The 20,057-nt window shown below is 61.7% G+C and carries 18 protein-coding genes and 1 tRNA gene; 12 read left to right on the top strand and 7 right to left on the bottom strand.

The genetic code is table 11. The annotated features are described in order from the left end of the window. Positions 1-9 precede the first annotated feature (9 nt). The 5 genes from NWI_RS10000 (at position 10) to NWI_RS09980 (ending at position 5,614) form a co-directional block, all read left to right on the top strand. Positions 10-381 carry a hypothetical protein gene (locus NWI_RS10000; RefSeq protein ID WP_011315172.1) on the top strand — a complete coding sequence of 124 codons (372 nt, stop codon included), beginning with the start codon at positions 10-12 and terminating at the stop codon, positions 379-381. 73 nt (positions 382-454) lie between these two features. Next, positions 455-1,243, top strand: coding sequence for a DNA repair protein RecO (gene recO, locus NWI_RS09995; RefSeq protein WP_011315171.1), 789 nt, complete (start codon positions 455-457; stop codon positions 1,241-1,243). Between the two features lie 50 nt (positions 1,244-1,293). After that, complete coding sequence (parC, locus tag NWI_RS09990; RefSeq protein ID WP_011315170.1) at positions 1,294-3,543, top strand: DNA topoisomerase IV subunit A; 2,250 nt, start codon at positions 1,294-1,296, stop codon at positions 3,541-3,543. Positions 3,544-3,668: 125 nt separating this feature from the next. Then, entirely contained in the window at positions 3,669-4,058 is a 390-nt protein-coding gene (arsC, locus tag NWI_RS09985) for an arsenate reductase (glutaredoxin) (protein ID WP_041344986.1), read from the top strand. Positions 4,059-4,225: 167 nt separating this feature from the next. Beyond that, positions 4,226-5,614 carry an Nramp family divalent metal transporter gene (locus NWI_RS09980; protein ID WP_041344984.1) on the top strand — a complete coding sequence of 463 codons (1,389 nt, stop codon included), beginning with the start codon at positions 4,226-4,228 and terminating at the stop codon, positions 5,612-5,614. Between the two features lie 30 nt (positions 5,615-5,644). Here the strand turns inward: NWI_RS09980 and NWI_RS09975 are convergent, their stop codons facing one another. The 3 genes from NWI_RS09975 to hemB form a co-directional block, all read right to left on the bottom strand. Continuing rightward, positions 5,645-6,418, bottom strand: coding sequence for an arginyltransferase (locus NWI_RS09975; RefSeq protein ID WP_011315167.1), 774 nt, complete (start codon positions 6,416-6,418; stop codon positions 5,645-5,647). 81 nt (positions 6,419-6,499) lie between these two features. Further along, positions 6,500-7,039, bottom strand: coding sequence for an RDD family protein (locus NWI_RS09970; RefSeq protein WP_011315166.1), 540 nt, complete (start codon positions 7,037-7,039; stop codon positions 6,500-6,502). 146 nt (positions 7,040-7,185) lie between these two features. Then, a complete protein-coding gene (gene hemB / locus NWI_RS09965; protein WP_011315165.1) occupies positions 7,186-8,244 on the bottom strand; it encodes a porphobilinogen synthase in 1,059 nt (352 codons plus the stop codon). 167 nt (positions 8,245-8,411) lie between these two features. On the opposite strand from hemB, the gene NWI_RS09960 reads away from it, so the two are divergent. The 3 genes from NWI_RS09960 to NWI_RS09950 all read left to right on the top strand — a co-directional run bounded on the left by NWI_RS09960 (position 8,412) and on the right by NWI_RS09950 (position 10,416). Continuing rightward, complete coding sequence (locus NWI_RS09960) at positions 8,412-8,876, top strand: DUF6163 family protein (protein WP_081431768.1); 465 nt, start codon at positions 8,412-8,414, stop codon at positions 8,874-8,876. A 406-nt stretch (positions 8,877-9,282) separates the two neighbouring features. Then, complete coding sequence (gene ldtR / locus NWI_RS09955) at positions 9,283-9,798, top strand: transcriptional regulator LdtR (protein ID WP_041344982.1); 516 nt, start codon at positions 9,283-9,285, stop codon at positions 9,796-9,798. 315 nt (positions 9,799-10,113) lie between these two features. Beyond that, positions 10,114-10,416 (top strand): antibiotic biosynthesis monooxygenase family protein, encoded by a 303-nt coding sequence (locus NWI_RS09950; RefSeq protein ID WP_011315162.1) that lies wholly within the window; start codon positions 10,114-10,116, stop codon positions 10,414-10,416. Here NWI_RS09950 and NWI_RS09945 read toward each other — a convergent pair. The 3 genes from NWI_RS09945 to NWI_RS09935 form a co-directional block, all read right to left on the bottom strand. After that, a complete protein-coding gene (locus tag NWI_RS09945) occupies positions 10,413-11,552 on the bottom strand; it encodes an AI-2E family transporter (protein ID WP_011315161.1) in 1,140 nt (379 codons plus the stop codon). The two genes, NWI_RS09950 and NWI_RS09945, sit on opposite strands and share 4 nt — an antisense overlap. A gap of 151 nt (positions 11,553-11,703) precedes the next feature. Beyond that, complete coding sequence (glnA, locus tag NWI_RS09940; protein WP_011315160.1) at positions 11,704-13,113, bottom strand: type I glutamate--ammonia ligase; 1,410 nt, start codon at positions 13,111-13,113, stop codon at positions 11,704-11,706. A 90-nt stretch (positions 13,114-13,203) separates the two neighbouring features. Next, positions 13,204-13,542, bottom strand: coding sequence for a P-II family nitrogen regulator (locus NWI_RS09935; RefSeq protein ID WP_011315159.1), 339 nt, complete (start codon positions 13,540-13,542; stop codon positions 13,204-13,206). Positions 13,543-13,887: 345 nt separating this feature from the next. Between NWI_RS09935 and NWI_RS09930 the strand changes: the two genes are divergently transcribed. Further along, entirely contained in the window at positions 13,888-15,387 is a 1,500-nt protein-coding gene (locus NWI_RS09930; RefSeq protein ID WP_011315158.1) for a bifunctional ADP-dependent NAD(P)H-hydrate dehydratase/NAD(P)H-hydrate epimerase, read from the top strand. Positions 15,388-15,404: 17 nt separating this feature from the next. Here NWI_RS09930 and NWI_RS09925 read toward each other — a convergent pair whose 3' ends face one another. After that, positions 15,405-16,745, bottom strand: coding sequence for a multicopper oxidase family protein (locus NWI_RS09925; RefSeq protein ID WP_041344979.1), 1,341 nt, complete (start codon positions 16,743-16,745; stop codon positions 15,405-15,407). Between the two features lie 261 nt (positions 16,746-17,006). On the opposite strand from NWI_RS09925, the gene NWI_RS09920 reads away from it, so the two are divergent. The 3 genes from NWI_RS09920 to NWI_RS09910 all read left to right on the top strand — a co-directional run bounded on the left by NWI_RS09920 (position 17,007) and on the right by NWI_RS09910 (position 19,662). After that, a tRNA-Leu gene (locus NWI_RS09920) sits at positions 17,007-17,091 on the top strand. 151 nt (positions 17,092-17,242) lie between these two features. After that, on the top strand, positions 17,243-18,604 hold the full coding sequence (tig, locus tag NWI_RS09915; protein ID WP_011315156.1) for a trigger factor: 1,362 nt from the start codon (positions 17,243-17,245) through the stop codon (positions 18,602-18,604). A gap of 419 nt (positions 18,605-19,023) precedes the next feature. Then, positions 19,024-19,662, top strand: a complete 639-nt coding sequence (locus NWI_RS09910; protein WP_011315155.1) for an ATP-dependent Clp protease proteolytic subunit — start codon at positions 19,024-19,026, stop codon at positions 19,660-19,662. Positions 19,663-20,057 lie beyond the last annotated feature (395 nt).

The raw sequence follows: 20,057 nt of genomic DNA, 5'->3' as shown, positions 1-20,057 counted from the left end.
GGCTACGGCATGACGATCCCGAGAAACGTGCTGCGGTTTGAAGTTCTGCTATATCTTTCGCTCTTGATCGATACGTTGTCGGCTGCGTTCATCGCGCGCCCGTCCGCCCGTGTCGATCGGGCAGCTGCGGCGAGCGCCGATACGTTCGTCGTCATGGTGTTCATCTTCTTTCTGCTGCTGGTGTGGCTCGCAGCAAGGCAACGGAAGAACTGGGCGCGGTGGGCGCTGGTCGTTGCGCTGGCGCTTTCGGTGCTTTCGCTGCTCGGTTCATTGAACAGCGGGCTGACTCCGGCGTTTGTGATCGATTTCTTTTCAACCGGTCTGGCGGGGGCCGGCCTGTATTTTTCATTCTCCGACGACGCGGAAGACTGGTTCGAATGACTGCTTCGAGTGACGCGGTAATCCGGTGCAATCGGATTGCTGCGAAAGCGAACGATACCGTAGACTGAGCGCCATGGAATGGACTGACGATGGCATCGTGCTTGGAGTGCGGCGGCATGGCGAGTCCTCGGCCATCGTCGAGTTGTTGACCCGCACCCATGGGCGTCATCTCGGCCTTGTGCGTGGCGGGGCCGGATCACGGATGCGTCCGCTACTGCAACCCGGAAACTCGGTCAGCGCGCTGTGGCGGGCGCGGCTCGACGAGCATCTCGGTACCTACGCGCTGGAAGGAACGCGGATGCGCGCGGCGAGCCTGCTCGCCTCGTCACATGCAACCTATGGCGTGACCCACCTGGCGGCGTTGGCGCGCCTGTTGCCCGAGCGCGATCCGCATGAAGTCATCTTTGCGATGCTGGAACGGACGCTGGACGATTTTGATCGCGCGGGCGGGGCGGCGATCCATCTGATCCGGTTTGAACTGGCGATGCTGAGCGAACTTGGTTTCGGCCTCGATCTCTCGGCCTGCGCGGCCACCGGCGCCACCGGTGACCTTATCTACGTTTCCCCGAAATCGGGTGGGGCGGTGTCTCGGCAGGCCGGCGAGCCCTGGCGTGACCGGCTCTTGCCGCTGCCGCCGTTTCTGCGCGTCACCCATGACGAGCAAGACGGCTGGTCGGAACAAGACCTGCTGGACGGCTTCGAACTGACCGGGCGCTTCCTGCTGCGCCATGTGCTGGAGCCGCGCGGGCAGGGGCATTCCGACGCGCGCGCCGGGTTCATCAACGCGGTGGTGCGAAAGCGGACAGCGGCAATTGCGGACGGCGCGCGCGTCATGGCTGAGTTGAACCCTCCCTCGACATGAGAGGTCATTCACGCCTTGTCGCCGGACTCGGCAGGCGTTAACCCGTCCCCATGGGAAAAAGATTGATTCCGGCCGAGCCGGCCGAAATTGCCGAGGTGCAGCTTCGGGAGGCGCTGGAAGAGCGCTATCTCGCCTACGCGCTGTCCACCATCATGCACCGCGCTTTGCCGGATGCGCGGGACGGCTTGAAGCCCGTGCATCGGCGTATCCTCTACGGGATGCGGCTGCTGCGGCTCGATCCAGGCTCGGCCTTCAAGAAGTCCGCCAAGATCGTCGGCGATGTGATGGGCTCATTCCATCCTCATGGCGATCAGGCGATCTACGACGCCATGGTGCGGCTGGCGCAGGATTTCGCCTCGCGATATCCGCTGGTCGACGGCCAGGGCAACTTCGGCAACATCGACGGCGATAATCCCGCGGCCTATCGTTACACCGAAGCGCGCATGACCGACGTGGCGCGGCTGCTGCTCGACGGCATCGACGAGGACGCCGTCGAGTTCCGCCCCAATTATGACGGCCAGAGCCGCGAGCCGGTGGTGCTGCCCGGCGGGTTTCCGAACCTGCTCGCCAATGGCGCGCAGGGTATCGCCGTCGGGATGGCCACCGCGATCCCGCCGCACAATGCAGCCGAGCTTTGCGACGCCGCGCTGCACCTGATCGACAAGCCGGACGCGAAGTCGACGTCGCTGCTGAAATGGGTCAAGGGGCCGGACTTTCCGACCGGCGGCATCATCATCGATTCCAAGGAGAGCATCGCCGAGGCCTACGCGACCGGAAGGGGCGCTTTCCGTACCCGCGCCAAGTGGCATCGCGAGGAGGGCGCGCGCGGCACATGGGTGATCGTCGTCACCGAGATTCCGTGGCTGGTGCAGAAGTCGCGGCTGATCGAGAAGATCGCCGAACTGCTCAACGAGAAGAAGCTGCCGCTGGTCGGCGACATCAGGGACGAGTCGGCCGAAGACATCCGCGTCGTCATCGAGCCGAAGTCGCGCAACGTCGATCCTGAACTGGTAATGGAATCGCTGTTCAGGCTCACCGAGCTTGAGAGCCGCATTTCATTGAACCTCAACGTTCTGATCAAGGGCAAGATTCCGAAGGTCGTCGGCCTCGCGGAATGCCTTCGCGAATGGCTCGACCATCTGCGCGACGTGCTGTTGCGCCGTTCGGCCCATCGCAAGGCGCAGATCGAGCATCGGCTCGAAGTGCTTGGCGGCTACCTGATCGCCTATCTGAACATCGACGAGGTCATCAGGATCATCCGCACCGAGGACGAGCCGAAGCCGGCCTTGATAAAGGCGTTCAAGCTGACGGAAGTCCAGGCGGAGGCTATCCTCAATATGCGCCTGCGCAGCCTGCGCAAGCTCGAGGAAATGGAGATACGCACCGAGGACAAGGACCTTCGGGCGGAACTCAAGGGCATCAACGCCGTGCTTGGCTCCGAAGCCAGGCAGTGGGAGAAGGTCGGCGAACAGGTGCGCAACGTGCGCGACATGTTCGGCCCCAGGACGCCGCTCGGCAAGCGCCGCACCGTTTTTGCGGACGCGCCCGAGCATGACCTCGCCGCGCTTGAAGAATCGCTGGTCGAGCGTGAGCCGGTCACGGTCGTCGTATCCGACAAGGGATGGGTGCGGACGCTGAAAGGCCACGTCGAGGATCTTTCGAACCTGTCCTTCAAGACCGACGACAAGCTGGGCTTCGCGTTCTTTGCTGAAACCACGTCGAAGCTGTTGCTGTTCGCCACCAACGGAAAATTCTATTCGCTTGACGTCGCGAAGCTGCCGGGCGGACGCGGCCATGGCGAACCGATCCGCCTGTTCATCGATCTGGAACAGGACGCGGCGATCGTGTCGCTGTTCGTCCACACCGGCGGGCGCAAGTTCCTGATCGCGAGCCATGAAGGGCAGGGGTTCGTCGTCAATGAGGACGATTGCGTCAGCACGACGCGCAAGGGCAAGCAGGTGCTCAACGTCGAGATGCCGAACGAAGCGAAAGCGATCACGACGGTCGCGGGCGATCAGGTCGCGGTCATCGGCACCAACCACAAGATGGTGGTCTTCCCGCTCGATCAGGTGCCGGAGATGGCGCGCGGCCGCGGCGTGCGGCTGCAGAAATACAAGGATGCGGGCCTGTCCGACGTCGCGGTGTTCAATTCGAAGATCGGCCTGACGTGGAAGGACTCCGCGGGCCGCGAGCAGAGCTTGAGCTGGAAGGATCTGTCCGACTGGCGCGGCAACCGCGCCGACGCCGGACGCCTCGCGCACGGCCTGCCGAAGTCGAACAAGTTCGGCCGGGCGATTTGATCTCGTTAACAGATATAGCGTTTTCGAGCGAAGCATATCCTCGGGCTTGACCCGAGGATGGATACCGGTTCGCATGAAGAAAACGCGTCAAATCAGAATACTGGACATCTGAGCGGATGCCGACGATGACCGTGACGATCTATCACAATCCGTCCTGCAGCAAGTCCCGCGATACGCTGGCGATGATCCGGCAAGGCGGCGAAGAGCCGGTGATTATCGAGTATCTCAAGCATCCGCCGGACCGCTCACGGCTTCGCGCGCTGGCTGACGCCATGGGACTGCCCATACGCGGGCTGCTGCGGGAGAACGGCTCACCCTACGAGGAACTTGATCTCGGCAATCCCAAATGGACCGATGACCAGCTTCTCGATTTCATCCTGGCCCATCCGATCCTGCTTCAGCGTCCCATCGTGGAAACGCCGAAGGGCGTGCGGATTTGCCGTCCTCCCGAAAGGGTGCTCGATCTGCTGACTTCTCCCGCCGCCGGGGAAGGCGGCGAGAACACCCAGCGTTAGTTGCGGGGCGTGCACGCTTCGCGAGCGCAGAAGCCATGACCAGACGACAAGTTGAGCGCGACCGGCGCGTCGCGCTGAATAGGTAGTCGCGAATCCGCCCGCGCCTTGGCGCTAAATGCATTTGCAAATGAGTTGCAATAAAGTTATAGTTGGTCCATACGGGGTCAATGGATGTGAAAACACCTGCATTGACGCCCGAACCGGTACCGGAGCCGTCGCAGGGACCCCTTTCGACGAAGGCTGGCTGGCATTCGGAAGCGTCAGCCCGCCCAAGTCTTGAGGAGGTCCATGCGACGGTGCTGGTTCCCGCGGACGGGCACTGGCTGCGCCGCCTTTTTGCCTTTGCGGGGCCGGGGTATATGGTCTCGGTGGGGTACATGGACCCCGGCAACTGGGCCACGGACATCGCTGGCGGCTCGCAATTCGGCTACACGCTGTTATCCGTCATCCTGTTGTCGAACCTCATGGCGATCCTGTTGCAGGCGCTGGCGGCGCGGCTCGGGATCGCCGTCGGCCTTGATCTCGCGCAGGCATGCCGCGCCAGCTACTCGCGGCCCGTCAACTTCATGCTCTGGCTGGCCTGTGAGGCCGCAATCATCGCCTGCGATCTGGCCGAGGTGATCGGCACGGCGATTGCTTTGCAGCTGCTGTTCGGCATTCCGCTGATCGGCGGCGCGCTGATCGCCGCGCTGGATGCTTTTTTGCTGTTGCTATTGATGAACCGAGGCTTCCGCTTCCTCGAGGCTTTCGTGGTCGCGCTGTTGATCGTGATCGCGGTTTGCTTTGCGATCCAGATTGTCGCCGCCGCGCCGCCGGTCGCCGAGATTTTGCGCGGCTTCGCGCCGTCGCGCGAGATCGTCACCAATCCTGAGATGCTCTACATCGCCATCGGCATCATCGGCGCGACGGTCATGCCGCATAATCTCTATCTGCATTCGTCGATCGTGCAGACCAGGGCTTATCCGCGCACCAACGAGGGCCGGCGGACCGCGATCCGATGGGCGACCGCCGACAGTACGATAGCGTTGATGCTGGCCCTGTTCGTCAACGCCGCCATCCTGATCGTGGCCGCAGCGGTGTTTCACGGCAGCGGCCACACCGAGGTGGCCGAAATCGGCGACGCGTTCAAGCTGCTGTCGCCGCTGCTCGGTCTCGGCATTGCCTCGACATTGTTCGCAGTCGCTCTTCTCGCCTCCGGCATCAACTCCACGGTGACGGCGACGCTCGCGGGCCAGATCGTGATGGAAGGCTTTCTGCATTTGCGGATGCCGATGTGGGCGCGGCGGCTCGTCACGCGCGGCATAGCCATTGTGCCCGTTATCGTCGTCACGGCCATCTATGGCGACAGCGGCACCGCGCAGCTTCTGGTTCTCAGCCAGGTCGTGCTGTCGATGCAGTTGCCGTTCGCGGTGATCCCGCTGGTCCGCTTCGTCTCGGACCGGCGCAAGATGGGTCAGTTCGCGATTTCAACCGGAACTGCCGCCACAGCATGGATCGTTGCCGGCCTGATCGTGATCCTGAATGTGAAGCTGCTGGCGGACACGTTCGCCGGATAGACCGCAGCATTGGACGCAGGCTGATCTGCTCTATTCTGTCGTCTCGTGCTTCGTTTCGCCGTCAGCATCGACACGCAGCCAGCCCGTGGGCGCAAGGCGCTGCTGTGGCAGGAAGCGGCCCTTGTAATCCATCTTCCGCGATCCCTCGATCCAGTAGCCAAGATACACATAGGGCAGGCCCAGTTGCCGCGCGCGGGATATGTGATCGAGGATCATGAAGGTGCCGAACGAACGGTTCTGCTCTGAAGGATCGAAGAACGAATAGACCATGGAGAGTCCGTCGCTCAACACATCGGTGAGCGCCACTCCCACAAGATCGCCGCGTTTGTTATCGACGCGATCCGCGCCGCGCCGGCGATATTCGATGATGCGGGTCTCGACGTGGCTGTCTTCCACCATCATCGCGTAATCCAGCACCGTCATATCGGCCATGCCGCCGTGGCGATGTCTCTGGTCCAGATAGGCGCGGAATATCGAATATTGCTCTGACGTCGGCGTTGCGGCACGCAGGCTGCCGGTGATGTCGGCGTTGCGCGCCAGCACCCTGCGAGCCCCGCGCGACAACTGAAACTCATCAGCGATGACCCGTACGGAAACGCAGGCGCGGCACTGGTCGCACGCCGGACGGTAGGCGATCGACTGGCTGCGGCGAAAACCGCCATGGGTGAGCAGATCGTTGAGTTCGCCCGCCTTTTCGCCGACCAGATGGGTAAATACCTTGCGTTCGCTGCGATCGGGCAGATACGGACACGGCGAAGGCGCCGTCAGATAGAATTGCGGTGTGTCACGCGAGTGCTGGGTCACGGCGCCTTGTCAGTCTCCGAAACAGATTGAGTTCCAGCATCGCGCTCCCGAGGCTGACCGTCAATCCGGGTTGCCGCCATATCAATAGCTTCCAGATGGTTGCGCGGCGGTCGCAAGATCTGAATTGATGATGACGGTTCCCAGCAACATGTCATGCAGCATGCGGCGCCGGTTGTTGAACAGGCCGACCAGCAGAATCAGCGGCGTAAATATCGACACCGAGATCCAGAACAGGATCGCGTGCATGGCGCCGAGCACAAAGTAACTCCGCTCCCCGGACCAGGTTCGCATTTCCAGACCCATGGCCCGCATCCCGATCGTCGCCGAATGCCGGCCGCCGAGTGATGCGCCGTAATAGAAGACGGCCCAGATCAGGGAGGCGGGCGAGACCAGCCAGAACAGCGCCCATCCGAAGCCGAGCGTGATGATCCCAAGCATCGCGATGAAGATCACGCCGATGATCACGGGTATCGAAAGCACCAGCAGATCGATCAGGAACGCAAAAAAACGTCGGACCAGAACACCGCGAAACAGCTCGGGCTGCATCCAGGGGTCAAACGAGCCACGCTGGAACCCGGCGGAGTCGCCGCCGGGGGCGTTGTCGAAGTCACCATCGGGCATGTCCCATCCTCCACGGCGCTCAGCCAAGAGACCTTCCGCTTCTGATAAAGTATGAAGCGCCCTTCGAGATGGCGACGTGCTGTCGGGGTTGCAACCCCCAGGCAGGCTCAGAGGAGCGGACGGAGATCGCCGGGGAGGAGGGGACGTCAGCGGTTCTGTTTCAGCTTCTCCGCCGCCTCCGCCGCAAAATAGGTGAGCACGCCATCGGCGCCGGCGCGCTTGAAGGCGACGAGGCTTTCCATCATCGCCCGGTCGCGATCGATCCAGCCGTTGCCGGCGGCGGCCGCGATCATCGCGTACTCGCCCGACACCTGGTAGGCGAAGGTCGGCATTCCGAACGTGTCCTTTACGCGCCGCACGATGTCGAGATAGGGCATTCCCGGCTTCACCAGCACCATGTCGGCGCCCTCCGCGATATCGAGTTCGACTTCGCGCAGAGCTTCATCGGAGTTGGCGCTGTCCATCTGGTATGTGCGTTTATCTCCCGTGAGCGCCTTGGCCGAGCCGATGGCGTCGCGGAACGGGCCGTAAAACGCGGATGCATACTTCGCGGCATAGGCCATGATCTGCACATCGACGAACCCGGCCTCGTCCAGGGCTCTTCGAATTGCACCGACGCGGCCGTCCATCATGTCGGACGGCGCGACGATGTCGCAACCGGCTTCCGCCTGCACCAGCGCCTGCTGGACCAGCACCGCGACGGTCTCGTCGTTGAGGATCCTGCCGTCCTCGACCAGACCGTCATGGCCATGACTGGTGAAGGGATCGAGCGCCACATCGCAAAGTACGCCGAGGTCCGGAAACTCCCGCTTGATGGCCCTGACCGACTTGCAGACCAGATTCTTGGCGTTGAGGGCTTCGCTGCCGGAGAGGTCCCGCAAGGCGGGATCGGTATAGGGGAAAAGCGCGATGCAAGGGATGTTCAGCTCGAGCGCCCGTTCCGCGTCCCGCACGCATTCGTCCACGCTGAGACGGTCGACACCGGGCATGGAGGGGACGGGCGTCCGCCTGTCGGCGCCATCGGCGACGAACAGCGGCCAGATGAGATCGTCGGTGGTCAGAACGCTTTCGCGGACCAGGCGGCGCGCCCATTCCGCCTTGCGGTTACGGCGGAGGCGGGCGACGAGATCGAGCGGAGCGGCTGTTGCGGCATCGCGGCGGGGTCCATCCCGCATTTCAATGGGACGCCCGTATTTTATCGCCATGTTGCCGACACTCCTGAAGGCCAGAACCGAACCGGTTTTATGTAGCACCAGGAACCGGCTTCGTCACCGCGCTCATGCCCCTCGACGCAATGCAATTGATTTTATGGTTCCGGAACGCCATGAAGCGAGTTCGCACGGCTGTGTGGGTTCCGGTTATGAGCATCCTGATGTCTAAAACCTCATCGCGCGAGCAGGTCTCGCGAGATCAAGCCATGCTGGTGGCGGGAAGTCCGACGGCCCGGACGGAGACCGATGACAATCTCTGGACCGGGCGACTGGTGGTGTTTCTGCGGGTCATGGCGATGCTGTCGCTGGCCGTCGGGCTCTATCATTGGGCTCAGGTGACCGGATTCATCGGCGGCGAGGATGACGCCTTCGAAAACCAGACGGTGGCCTGGCAGGCGGCGACGGTCTACTTCGCCGTGATCGAACTCGTGGCCGCCGTGGGTCTTTGGCTGGCCACGCCGTGGGGCGCTGTCGTGTGGCTGACCACGGTGGTCTCGATGGCCGTCGTCGAACTCATGTTTCCGGTGATCTACGGCGGCAATCTGGTCATCGTCGCGTTGGAAACGGCAATGCTCATGGCCTATCTGGGGCTGGCATGGATGGCGGCGCGGGAACGGCCGCCATAGCGCGCCTATAAATGAGAAGGGCGATGAGCATCTGAGGGTACGGCAACGGACGTCGTGTTTCCTGATAGCGGCCCCCTAAAGTTTTCCGAGAATTTTTCACGGTAAGAGTTCGGTGACCCTAACGGCCCGGTTATCTGTATTGACCGAATGTTTCTAATTTGAACGACGCTGTTTCTGAATGCGACAGGAGCGGCACACGAAGCATGAACAGGGCCGCGGAAGCGTCAATGAAAGGTTGCTAAATGCCTTGATATGACAGCTTAATCGGCGATTCACTCTCTTAAATTCATGATGTCTTTATTGTCTTATTTAAGCTGATCTTCAAACGCCTCCCCTAAGGTCATGGCTATCAGGCGGGACACAAGTTTCGTCGAACAAGTCGAAAAAAACGACAACAGGGGATGTCATCATGAAAGCCGTTGCGAAGGCTCACGAGCCCGCGGAACAGGTCGCCGGTCAGGCGCCGGTGCAGTCGCTCTATCTCGAGGCGTTGACCTTGGTCGAGCGGCTGCACCGCAGACTGCTCGATGTCATCAAGGATGAATTCGATCGTCGCGGTCGGGCCGACATCAATTCGGTGCAGGCGCTTCTTCTCTACAACATCGGCGACAAGGAGCTGACGGCCGGCGAGCTGCGGACCCGCGGCTACTATCTCGGCTCCAACGTTTCCTACAATCTGAAGAAGCTCGTCGAGCTTGGATTTCTCGATCATCAGCGTTCGCGCGTGGACCGCCGCTCGGTGAGAATTCGCCTGACCGCGCAGGGGCAGGAGATCCGACGTATCGTCGATGCGCTCTATCAGAAGCACGTCAAGACCGTCGAGCAGGTCGGCGGCATTTCGAACGAGGAGTTCGCAACGCTGAACAAGTCGTTGCATCGCCTCGAGCGCTTCTGGACCGACCAGATTCTGTATCGGCTCTGAGTTTCTTCCGGAACAGGGCGAAGCTGGCGGCAAGATCGGCCGCCCGTTTCCGGAACCTCCTGACGCGACATTCCTTCCGCATCCGCACCATCGGCCCGGCGCGAGTCTTTCAACGTTTCATGGAAACGATGAAAGACTCTGGCTTTTGGTCTGACGCGTTCTCTTTACGCGAACAGGTCGTCCAATCCTCGGATCAAGCCCGAGGACATGCTTCGCTCGAAAACGCTATGGGGGCGGCCTGAGGTTATTGCTGTTTCGCTTCACGGTTACGGTCCGTTGCGGTACAGACGGAAGGCATATGAAGGGTCCGCCCACATGATCACCGAAATCGCGCAAATCGAGATCAAGCCGGGCAGCGAGGAAGATTTCGAGGCGGCTGTGTCGCAGGCCCAGACAATCTTCAAGCGCTGCAAGGGCTGGAGAAGCTGTGAACTGCACAGGTCTGTCGAGAGGCCGTCACGCTATAGACTGCTGATCAAATGGGAAACGCTTGAGAACCACGTCGTCGATTTTCGCGAATCCTCGGATTTTACCGAATGGCGCGAGTTGGTCGGGCCATTCTTCGCGTCGTCCCCCGAGGTCGAGCATACTGAAACGGTGACGGCTTTCAGCGTTTAGACGGCCGCGGTTTGATCCGGCCAGACGTGGTTCAGCACCACCTTGATGACCGCGATCAACGGCAGCGCCAGCGCCAGACCCCACACTCCGAACAGCACGCCAAGGAAAATCTGCGCCGCGAACAACGTCGCCGGCGGAATGCTGATGGCGTGGCGCTGGATCAGCGGCGTCAGCACGTTGCCTTCCAGAAACTGCACGGCGAGATAGAGCATGAAGGCGCTGATGATCGCGGTGAGTCCGGAGCCGAGGCTCGCCAGCACGATGAGCGCACCCGCGAGAATGGCTCCGATATTGGGGATGAAAGTCAGGAGGCCGGTAATGAAGCCCAGCACGAGGGCGCCGGGAATGCCGATCAGGGTCAACCCGATCCATGTCAGAAGGAACAGCGACGCCATCGTGGCCATCTGGCCCAGTAACCATCGGCGCAGCGTTTCGCTGACGTCGTCGATGAGACTTGCTGCTTCGGGGAGCCGTTGTCGCGGCACGAAACGCAGGATGCCGTCTCGATAGACCTTGGGCTGTGCCGCCAGCAGCAGCCCAAGGAATATGACGATGAAGAAGTTGCCGACGCCCTCAAAAACACGCGCCAGAATTTTGATGGTCTGGCTGACGATCGCGCCGGTTCCGGAAGCGATGGTGCTGGCATCGGGAAGTTTCGGGCCGCGCGATGGCGATGCTGATGGGGCGGGGATCGGCGTGACGCCGTTGTCGGTTGACGGCGTCCTGGCGCCTACGTTGAGGAAGCTGGTGTCGACCCCTTGCTTCTCCAGAAAATCCCTGGCGTTGCCCAACTGCGCGCGAAGCGTCGAACTCAAGGCCGTGGCCTGTTGAGCGATGGTCGCGCCGCCGAGGACAACCACTCCGGACAACAGGCCGGTGAACAGGATACAGACGATCACCAGCCGGAGGGTTTGATTGCCGCCGAACACCCGGCGCAGCAGATCGGCCATGGCCGTAAGGAACACGCCGAACAGGACGCCAGCGAACAGCATCAACAGCGTCGCCGACGAATACCAGGCCAATGCGAGGGCCGCGCCGAAGGCGATAATGCCGATCCCGCCGGCCGCGATGGAGCGGGCAAGTGACTGCCGTTCGAAGCCCTGACTTTCAGGCAAACCGTCCACGCTGAACCTCACCGATTCCCAAGTCAGGCACTCTTTCCGCAAACGCGGCGAGGATCAAGCGGGCCGCGACCCTTGCGGACCACGACCATCAACAAAAAGGGCGCCTTGTAATGGGCGCCCTTCAGATTCTCGAAAGCTGTGGAGAGGCAGCGCGGGTCGCAGCCTACAGCGAGTAATACATATCGAATTCGACCGGGTGCGGCGTCATCTCGAAGCGCTCCACCTCGATCATCTTCAATTCGATGAAGGCGTTGATGAAGTCGTCGTCGAACACGCCGCCGGCCTTGAGGAAGGCGCGATCCTTATCGAGGCTTTCCAGCGCCTCGCGCAATGAACCGCAGACCGTGGGAATCTGCTTCAGTTCTTCCTTCGGCAGGTCATAGAGGTCCTTGTCCATGGCGGGGCCGGGATCGATCTTGTTCTTGATCCCGTCCAGGCCCGCCATCAGCATCGCCGCGAAGGCGAGATACGGATTGGCCATCGGGTCGGGGAAGCGAACCTCGACGCGCTTGGCCTTCGGCGAGGTGGTGTAGGGGATGCGGCAGGAGGCGGAGCGGTTGCGCGCCGAATAGGCGAGCAGCACCGGCGCCTCGTATCCCGGCACCAGCCGCTTGTAGGAGTTGGTGGACGGGTTGGTGAAGGCGTTGATGGCCTTGGCGTGCTTGATGATGCCGCCGATGTAGTACAGGCAGGTTTCCGACAGGTCGGCGTATTTGCTGCCGGCGAAGGTCGGCTTGCCGTCCTTCCAGATCGATTGGTGAACGTGCATGCCCGAGCCGTTGTCGCCGTAGACCGGCTTCGGCATGAAGGTGGCGGTCTTGCCGTAGATGTGCGCGACCTGGTGAATGCAGTATTTGTATACCTGCATCTGGTCGGCCATGTAGGTCAGCGTATCGAACTTCATGCCGAGTTCGTGCTGGGCGGACGCCACCTCGTGATGATGCTTCTCGACCTTCACGCCCATGCGGGCCATGGCGCCGAGCATCTCGGAACGCATGTCCTGGATCGAGTCCTGTGGTGGAACCGGGAAGTAGCCGCCCTTGGTGCGGATGCGATGACCGAGATTGCCGCCCTCATACTCGGTATCGGAGTTGGTCGGCAGCTCGGAGGAATCGAGCTTGAAGCCGGTGTTGTAAGGCGTGGTCTGAAAGCGCACGTCGTCGAACACGAAGAATTCGGCTTCCGGGCCGACATAGACCGTATCGCCGATGCCCATCGACTTCACCATCGCCTCGGCCTTCTTGGCGATCCCGCGAGGGTCACGGTTATAGGGCTCGCCCGTGGACGGCTCCAGGATGTCGCAGGTGAGCACCATGGTGGTTTCCGCGAAGAACGGATCGATTGTCGCCGTCGCCGGATCGGGCATCAGCGTCATGTCGGACTCGTTGATCACCTTCCAGCCGGCAATCGATGAGCCGTCGAACATCGTACCCTCGGCGAAAAACTCTTCGTCGATCATGCTGATGTCGAAGGTGACATGCTGCCACTTGCCGCGCGGATCGGTGAAACGCAGATCGACGTATTTTACGTCGTTGTCCTTGATCGATTTCAGGACGTCATTGGCGGTCTTCATAAACACCCCTTGTCTCTGCTGGTCGTCGTAATCGCCGGCGCGAAGCGGCCGTCGGGATGGCTTAATGAGTGATGTCCGTTCTCAAAGGATTTAGATGGCGTCGAGGCCGGATTCTCCCGTTCGGATCCGAATGGCCTCTTCGATATTGGATACGAAGATCTTGCCGTCGCCGATGCGGCCCGTCTGGGCGGCGCGCCTGATGGCTTCGATGGCTTTTTCGACCAGATCATCGCCGATCACAATCTCGATTTTGACCTTGGGCAGGAAGTCCACCACGTACTCCGCGCCGCGATAAAGCTCGGCGTGCCCCTTCTGCCGGCCGAAGCCTTTTGCCTCGATCACGGTGATGCCTTGCAATCCGATCTCCTGAAGAGCTTCCTTTACTTCGTCGAGCTTGAACGGTTTGATGATGGCTTCGATCTTCTTCATTGAACGTCTCCTGGCGCTTCCAATGTCCAGCCAGTGGCTGATGCGCGCTCACACTGCCGCCTGCAGCAGCGGTCATGCACTGGATTTCGGACGAACACAAAGTCGCGGGACACGCTTCATTGCCTGCCAGTGGACACACTGGTCGAATTTACTCTCTCAAAGCAGGGTTCGTGCCAACACGAAAATCTACAAGAATATGCATGGTATCATACGATCAAGAGGATCCTGGCAGACAGGGAGTTGGGCGTCCGCGCGCCCGTTCGACTGTAAAATAGGCAATCTGTTCAATTTTTGTGCGGCGGTGAGACTGCCAGACGGGCAGCTTGCCCGATCGGGTTCAAGGCCATGGAGATTCTGACGACGGGCGAAATGGAGCAGGCCGACCGGCTCTCGATCGCGGGAGGCGTGTCGGGCTTCGCCTTGATGCTGCGCGCCGGGCAGGCGGTCGCGAACGCGGCCGCCGACCTCGCGGAGAAAGGACCGATCCTGGTCGTCGTCGGATGCGGCAACAACGGTGGCGACGGGTTCGTTGCGGCGACGGAACTGGCGGCGCGCGGCCACGAGGTTTCGGTCATCCTGCTGGGCGAGCGAGACAGTCTCAAGGGTGACGCCGCGCTCGCGGCCAAGGGCTGGAAAGCGCCTGTGCTGCCTTGCGACCTCTCCGCGCTCGGTTCGCCCGCGCTGATCATCGACGCGCTGTTCGGCGCGGGCCTCAACCGGCCGGTCAAGGGCGACGCTCTCGCGACGATCGAGGCCATCATGGCCAACGGCGCGCCGGTGCTCAGCATCGATCTGCCGAGCGGCATCAACGGCACCACCGGCGCGGTCATGGGCGCTGCGATCCGCGCGACCGAGACGGTCACGTTCTTTCGCAAGAAGCCCGCGCATCTGCTGCTGCCGGGCCGCATTCATTGCGGCCGGGTGCGCGTGGCCGATATCGGTATCGCCGATGCCGTGCTGGACGAGATTCGTCCCGTAACCTTCGAGAATACCCCGGATTATTGGAACGGTGCGTTTCCCGCGCCGCATATCGACGGACACAAGTATAAGCGCGGCCATGCCGTTGTCGTGTCCGGTCATCTGACATCAACGGGCGCGGCACGACTGTCCGCGCGGGGCGCGTTGCGGGCTGGAGCCGGTCTCGTCACCGTGCTCTCACCCGACGATGCGCTGGGCGCGAACGCCGCGGCGCTGACCGCCGTGATGGTGCGCCGCATGAACGGCGCGGCCGGCTTCGCGGAAGTTCTGGCGGATCGGCGTCTCAATGCCTGCGTCATCGGACCCGGCGCCGGGATCGGCGAGGAAACACGCGCCCTTGTCTCCACGGCCCTCGCAGCGGGGCGGGCGCTGGTGCTCGACGCCGACGCGTTGACAAGCTTCGCCGATACCCCGGATCGTCTGTTCGAGACCGTCAGGCAGTCCGGAGGCTCCGACATTATCCTGACGCCGCACGAAGGCGAGTTCCATCGTCTTTTCAGTGAGATGAGTAACAAACATCCATTTCGATCAAAACTTGAACGGGTGCGGGACGCGGCGCGGCGTTCGGGATGTGTTGTCCTGCTCAAGGGGGCTGACACGGTGGTGGCCTCGCCGGACGGGCGCGCGACCATCGCGGCCAACGCCCCGCCATGGCTCGCGACGGCAGGCTCGGGCGACGTGCTGTCCGGCATCATCGGCGGCCTGCTGGCGCAAAGCGTTCCGGCCTTCGAGGCGGCTTGCATGGGGGTCTGGATGCACGGCGAGACCGGACGCGAGGCGGGGCCGGGACTGATCGCCGAGGATTTGCCGGAGGTTCTGCCCGCGGTCCTGCGGCGGCTCTATGATCGGTTCGGGATTGACTATTAAGATTATGATAATTCTGGTTATTCCACCGCGAACCAGCCGACCTGCCGCGGCGCGCTCCACTCCACCGCCATGGTCTCGATCAGCCAGGCTCCGGCTACGTCGGCGACAAAGGCGATACGCTGGGTCTGCCCTGCATCGACCAGTACCGTATCCAGCCAGAACGGTTTCCACCCGTCGTCGAGCCGGTCCAGCAGGCGGGCGTGATGACCATGCAGATGAAACACCATGGGCGTTGTTGTCGTGTTCTTCAGCGCGAGCACGGCGGTCCGGCCACGTTTGACGCGGAAGGCAGGTGCCCTGCGCTTGCTGAAAAGCGCCGGTCGATCCCATGACGAAGTTCCTGCAAGGGAGATCAGCGGCACGTCGGTACGCAATGCGTTCCTGAGATCGAGCCGCGCCGGCAGGTTGGCGGACGGCAACGCCGGCGGCGCGGGCAGCGGAGCGGATCGCGCCGGCCCATCGGAAACCTTCAGGCGGGCGATCTGACGCGGGGTGCCGCCGCCGTCATGCAGGGTGATGGCAGATGCCGTCCCCGCCGGGAGCGTGGCGTCTATGATGGCGTCGATCCGGGTTCCCGGAGCAAGCACCAGCCTCCCGTTGCGCGCCAGAAACGGCTCCGCGGGCTGGCTGTCGATCGCCATGATCCGCACATCCAGATTTTGGATTGCAATTGCAATCGCATTGCGTTGACAGCCATTGATGACCCTCAGCCTGAGCCGCTCGTTGACGTGAAGGTTGAGGTCGAGCGACGGCTTGCCGTTCACCAGGTAGAGAGGCGGTCCGGCCTTTCTTTGATTTTCGGTTGGGCCGGGCGCGACAGGCCGTCCTTCGGCATCGAACCGCCAGTCCTCGATCAGCATGACCTCGTCACGGTCGGCCTCGATCGGCTCCCGTTCCTCGACGATCAGAGCCTGCGCGGGCGAGGGCTGGGCCAGACCGTCTCCCAGCAGGCGGGCGTCGCACATGAAGGTCCCGGCTTGCCGTAACGGGAATGCGTAGCGGTCGGTCCCGCCCGGCGGGATGGGGGAGCGGTCGGTCAAGGGCTCGATGGCGGCTGCGCCGTCTACTCCGCGCCAGTTTAAAACCAATGGCGCCGGCAGGCCGTTGGTCACGACAGCGTCCATGCTCTCGCCTTGACGAAAGCGCGGAATCCGGGAGGAGCCGCCGGTCCTCAGGGACCAGACCGTGGTTTCGTGATGATCCGGCCCGAGTGAAAGGGGGGCGGGCGTCGCGTCGATGGCGAGCCTTTGCGGGTCTTGCGATCGGGCATAAATCGGAGCCGCGGGGCCTGCCACGGCGGTCGCCCCGAAACCGGCCAGAAGATGCCGCCGGGTTAATCGAACAGGACGAAGCATCATAAGCCAATGCGGACCATGTTCTTCGGACTATGTCCAGCGGGCGGCGGTGGGCCGAACAGCCATTTTTTTGCTGCGAACCAGTCTCCTCATGTTATAAGCCCGCCGCATCGAGCGCGTCGATGACGGCGGGTGATGAAAGCCCGGCTCCGTCGGCACGCCAGATTTCAACTCGTTGGAGCATGACGTCTACCGAAAGCCGCTTCGCATTTTTCGGCATCATGCTCGGCATCGCAGGCCGGATTGATGCGCCTCGTTTCACTGGCGGGCGTGGCGGAATTGGTAGACGCGCTGGATTTAGGTTCCAGTGACGAAAGTTGTGGGGGTTCGAGTCCCTCCGCCCGCACCAAGCGCTAAAGCGTTTGAGCAGTAACCATTCAGGCAGCTATCCAGATCGGATATATGCCGGCCGTACACCGATGCAGGCGTTTCGCCGCGCATCGACCGATTGACAATGATCCGGCCGTTTCCGCCGGATCGAGCGGAAGAAGATTGACGCCATGCAGGTGAACGAAACCCTCGCCGAGGGACTGAGGCACGAGTTCCAGGTCAGCATCCCCGCCGCCGAGATCGCGGCCAAGGCGGATGAGCGGCTCGACGACCTCAAGGACAAGGTGAAGATCAACGGCTTTCGCCCGGGGAAGGTGCCGGTCAGTCATCTCAAGAAGCTTTATGGCCGCTCCGTGATGGTCGAGACCATCGAAGACACGATCCGCGACACGAACATGCAGATCGTCAACGACCGCGGCCTCAAGCTTGCAGGCAATCCCAAGGTCACGATGCCTTCGGAACCGAAGGAAATCGAGGACATCCTCGCGGGCAATTCCGATCTCAGCTACAGCGTGGCGATCGAGGTCGTGCCGCCGATCGAACTGGCTGACTTCAAGTCCTTCACCATCGAGAAGCCGGTGGTCGACGTAAGCGACGCCGATGTCGATGAAGCCGTCGAACGGATCGCCGAACAGAACCGCACCTACACCACCAGGGCGGAAGGTGCGAAAGCCGAGAATGGCGATCGCATCACCATTTCGTTCAAGGGCACCATCGACGGCGAGCTGTTCGAGGGCGGAAGCAGCGAGGATATCCTGGTCGTGCTGGGATCGAATGCCCTCATTCCGGGGTTCGAGGAGCAGCTGGTCGGAGCCGGGGTCGGGGAGACGCGCACGGTGAAGGCATCGTTCCCCGGTAACTACGCTGACTCGGAGCTTGCCGGGAAGGATGCCGAGTTCGAGACCACGGTGAGCCTGATCGAGGCGCCGGAGGAACTCAAGATCGACGATGAATTCGCCAAGCTGCTCGGCCTGGAGGAACTCGATCAGTTGAGGCAGGTCGTCCGCGAGCAGCTCAGCGCCGAATTTGCCCGCGCGATGAGGCAGCACGTCAAGCGGGCCTTGTTCGATCGACTCGACGAGACCCACAAGTTCGATGCGCCCCCGACCCTGGTCGAGGAGGAGTTCGAGCAGGTTTGGAAAACGATCATGGCGGAGATGGAAAAAGAGAAAAAGACCTTCGCCGACGAGAACACCACCGAAGAAGAGGCCAGGGCCGAGTACCGCCGAATTGCCGACCGCCGGGTACGGCTTAGCCTGGTGCTCTCGGAGATCGGCGAAAAGAACGGAATCACGGTCGCGGACGATGAAATCAACCGTGCGTTGATCAGTCGCGCCCGCCAGACGCCGGGCCGCGAAAAGGAGATCTGGGATTACTATCAGCGAAACCCGCAAGCGCTGGCTCAGATTCGCGCGCCCCTGTTCGAGAACAAGGTCGTGGATTTCATCCTTGAGCTCGCCACGATCACGGAAAAGAGCGTGACGCGCGAGGACCTTTTCAAGGAGCACGAGGCGCATAGCGCCGAGATGTGAGCGGCGCCGGGTCCGATGACTCTGATTGGCGTCGCATCGCAACCGGGGCCGCCAGCGCCGGGCGAGCTTCGGAGCGAATCCGAATCGAAAGGCTGCCGGTGAACGAACGTGCGATCAAAGCACGGCCTGTATCATTTTCGAGCTAGGCATGTCCTCGGGACTCCTGACCCAAGGATGGGTACTGGTCAGCCCGAAGAAAAGCGTATCAAATCAAAATCATAGATGTCCGCTTCTGAATCCTGTCAGAAGCGAAAGGCTCCCGGTTCAGTCTTGTCGCCTGAGCGATGAGCTTATATCTGTGGGCGGTGCTTGCCGAATCCTGCATCATGGACATTCATCCGCACCGGGAGGAATTGAAGTCTCCCGGTTTCGTTCCGGATGTTCGTCGCCAACCGCTGACACAAACTTTTGGGTGATCAATGCGCGATCCAGTGGAAACCTACATGAACCTCGTGCCGATGGTGGTCGAGCAGACCAACCGCGGCGAGAGGGCTTACGACATCTTTTCCCGGCTGCTGAAGGAGCGCATCATTTTCGTGACCGGCGGGGTCGAAGACAATATGTCGATGCTGGTCGTCGCGCAGCTTTTGTTTCTGGAGGCGGAGAATCCGAAGAAGGAAATCTCGATGTACATCAATTCGCCGGGTGGCGTGGTGACTTCGGGTCTGGCGATCTACGACACGATGCAGTTCATTCGTCCGCCGGTCGCAACGCTGTGCACTGGACAAGCCGCCTCAATGGGTTCGTTGCTGCTGGCGGCGGGCGAGAAGGATATGCGGCACGCGCTGCCGAACGCGCGCATCATGGTTCACCAGCCCTCCGGCGGTTTCCAGGGGCAGGCGACGGATATCATGCTTCACGCGCAGGAGATCCTGAGCCTCAAGAAGCGGCTCAACGAGATCTACGTCAAGCACACGGGACAAACCTATCAGGCGATCGAGGATGCGCTGGAGCGCGACAAGTTCCTTACGGCTGACATGGCTCGCGACTTTGGCATCGTCGATAAGGTGATCGACAAGCGCGCTGAAGATCCGGCCGCACCGAAAGCTTCGTCGTAACGTCTCAAGGTAGGGTCCAGCGACAACGGAAGGGCCGGTTGATTCGATCCGGTCCAGGCCATCGCGATGCGCGGCGTTGGTTTCCGGAAGGTTTCTCTCTGTCGCGGCGTATTCGCGTGATAATGGCGCGATGCCGGATAAAATCCGGGAGGGAGTTTGCTTTCTTGAGTGAGATCAGGCTATCGGCGGGTGGAGGATGGCTGGCCGGTTAGCGAATTCTTGAGAGTCGGGGCACCATGGTGCGGTTGCCGAGTTTCAACTGGTGGTACGCACGGGAGAAACGGGTAAGCCTGCGATCCACGCGCGGGGTTGAGGGCGCAGGGTCTTTTCTGGTACGGACTCTGGTCATATGTAATCTCATTGAGCCGGATGTGCCGGATCGGAGCGGGTGAGCA

Source organism: Nitrobacter winogradskyi Nb-255 (assembly GCF_000012725.1).
In the GTDB taxonomy this organism is placed as follows: Bacteria; Pseudomonadota; Alphaproteobacteria; order Rhizobiales; family Xanthobacteraceae; genus Nitrobacter; species Nitrobacter winogradskyi.
This window is presented reverse-complemented; position numbering and strand designations above follow the sequence as displayed.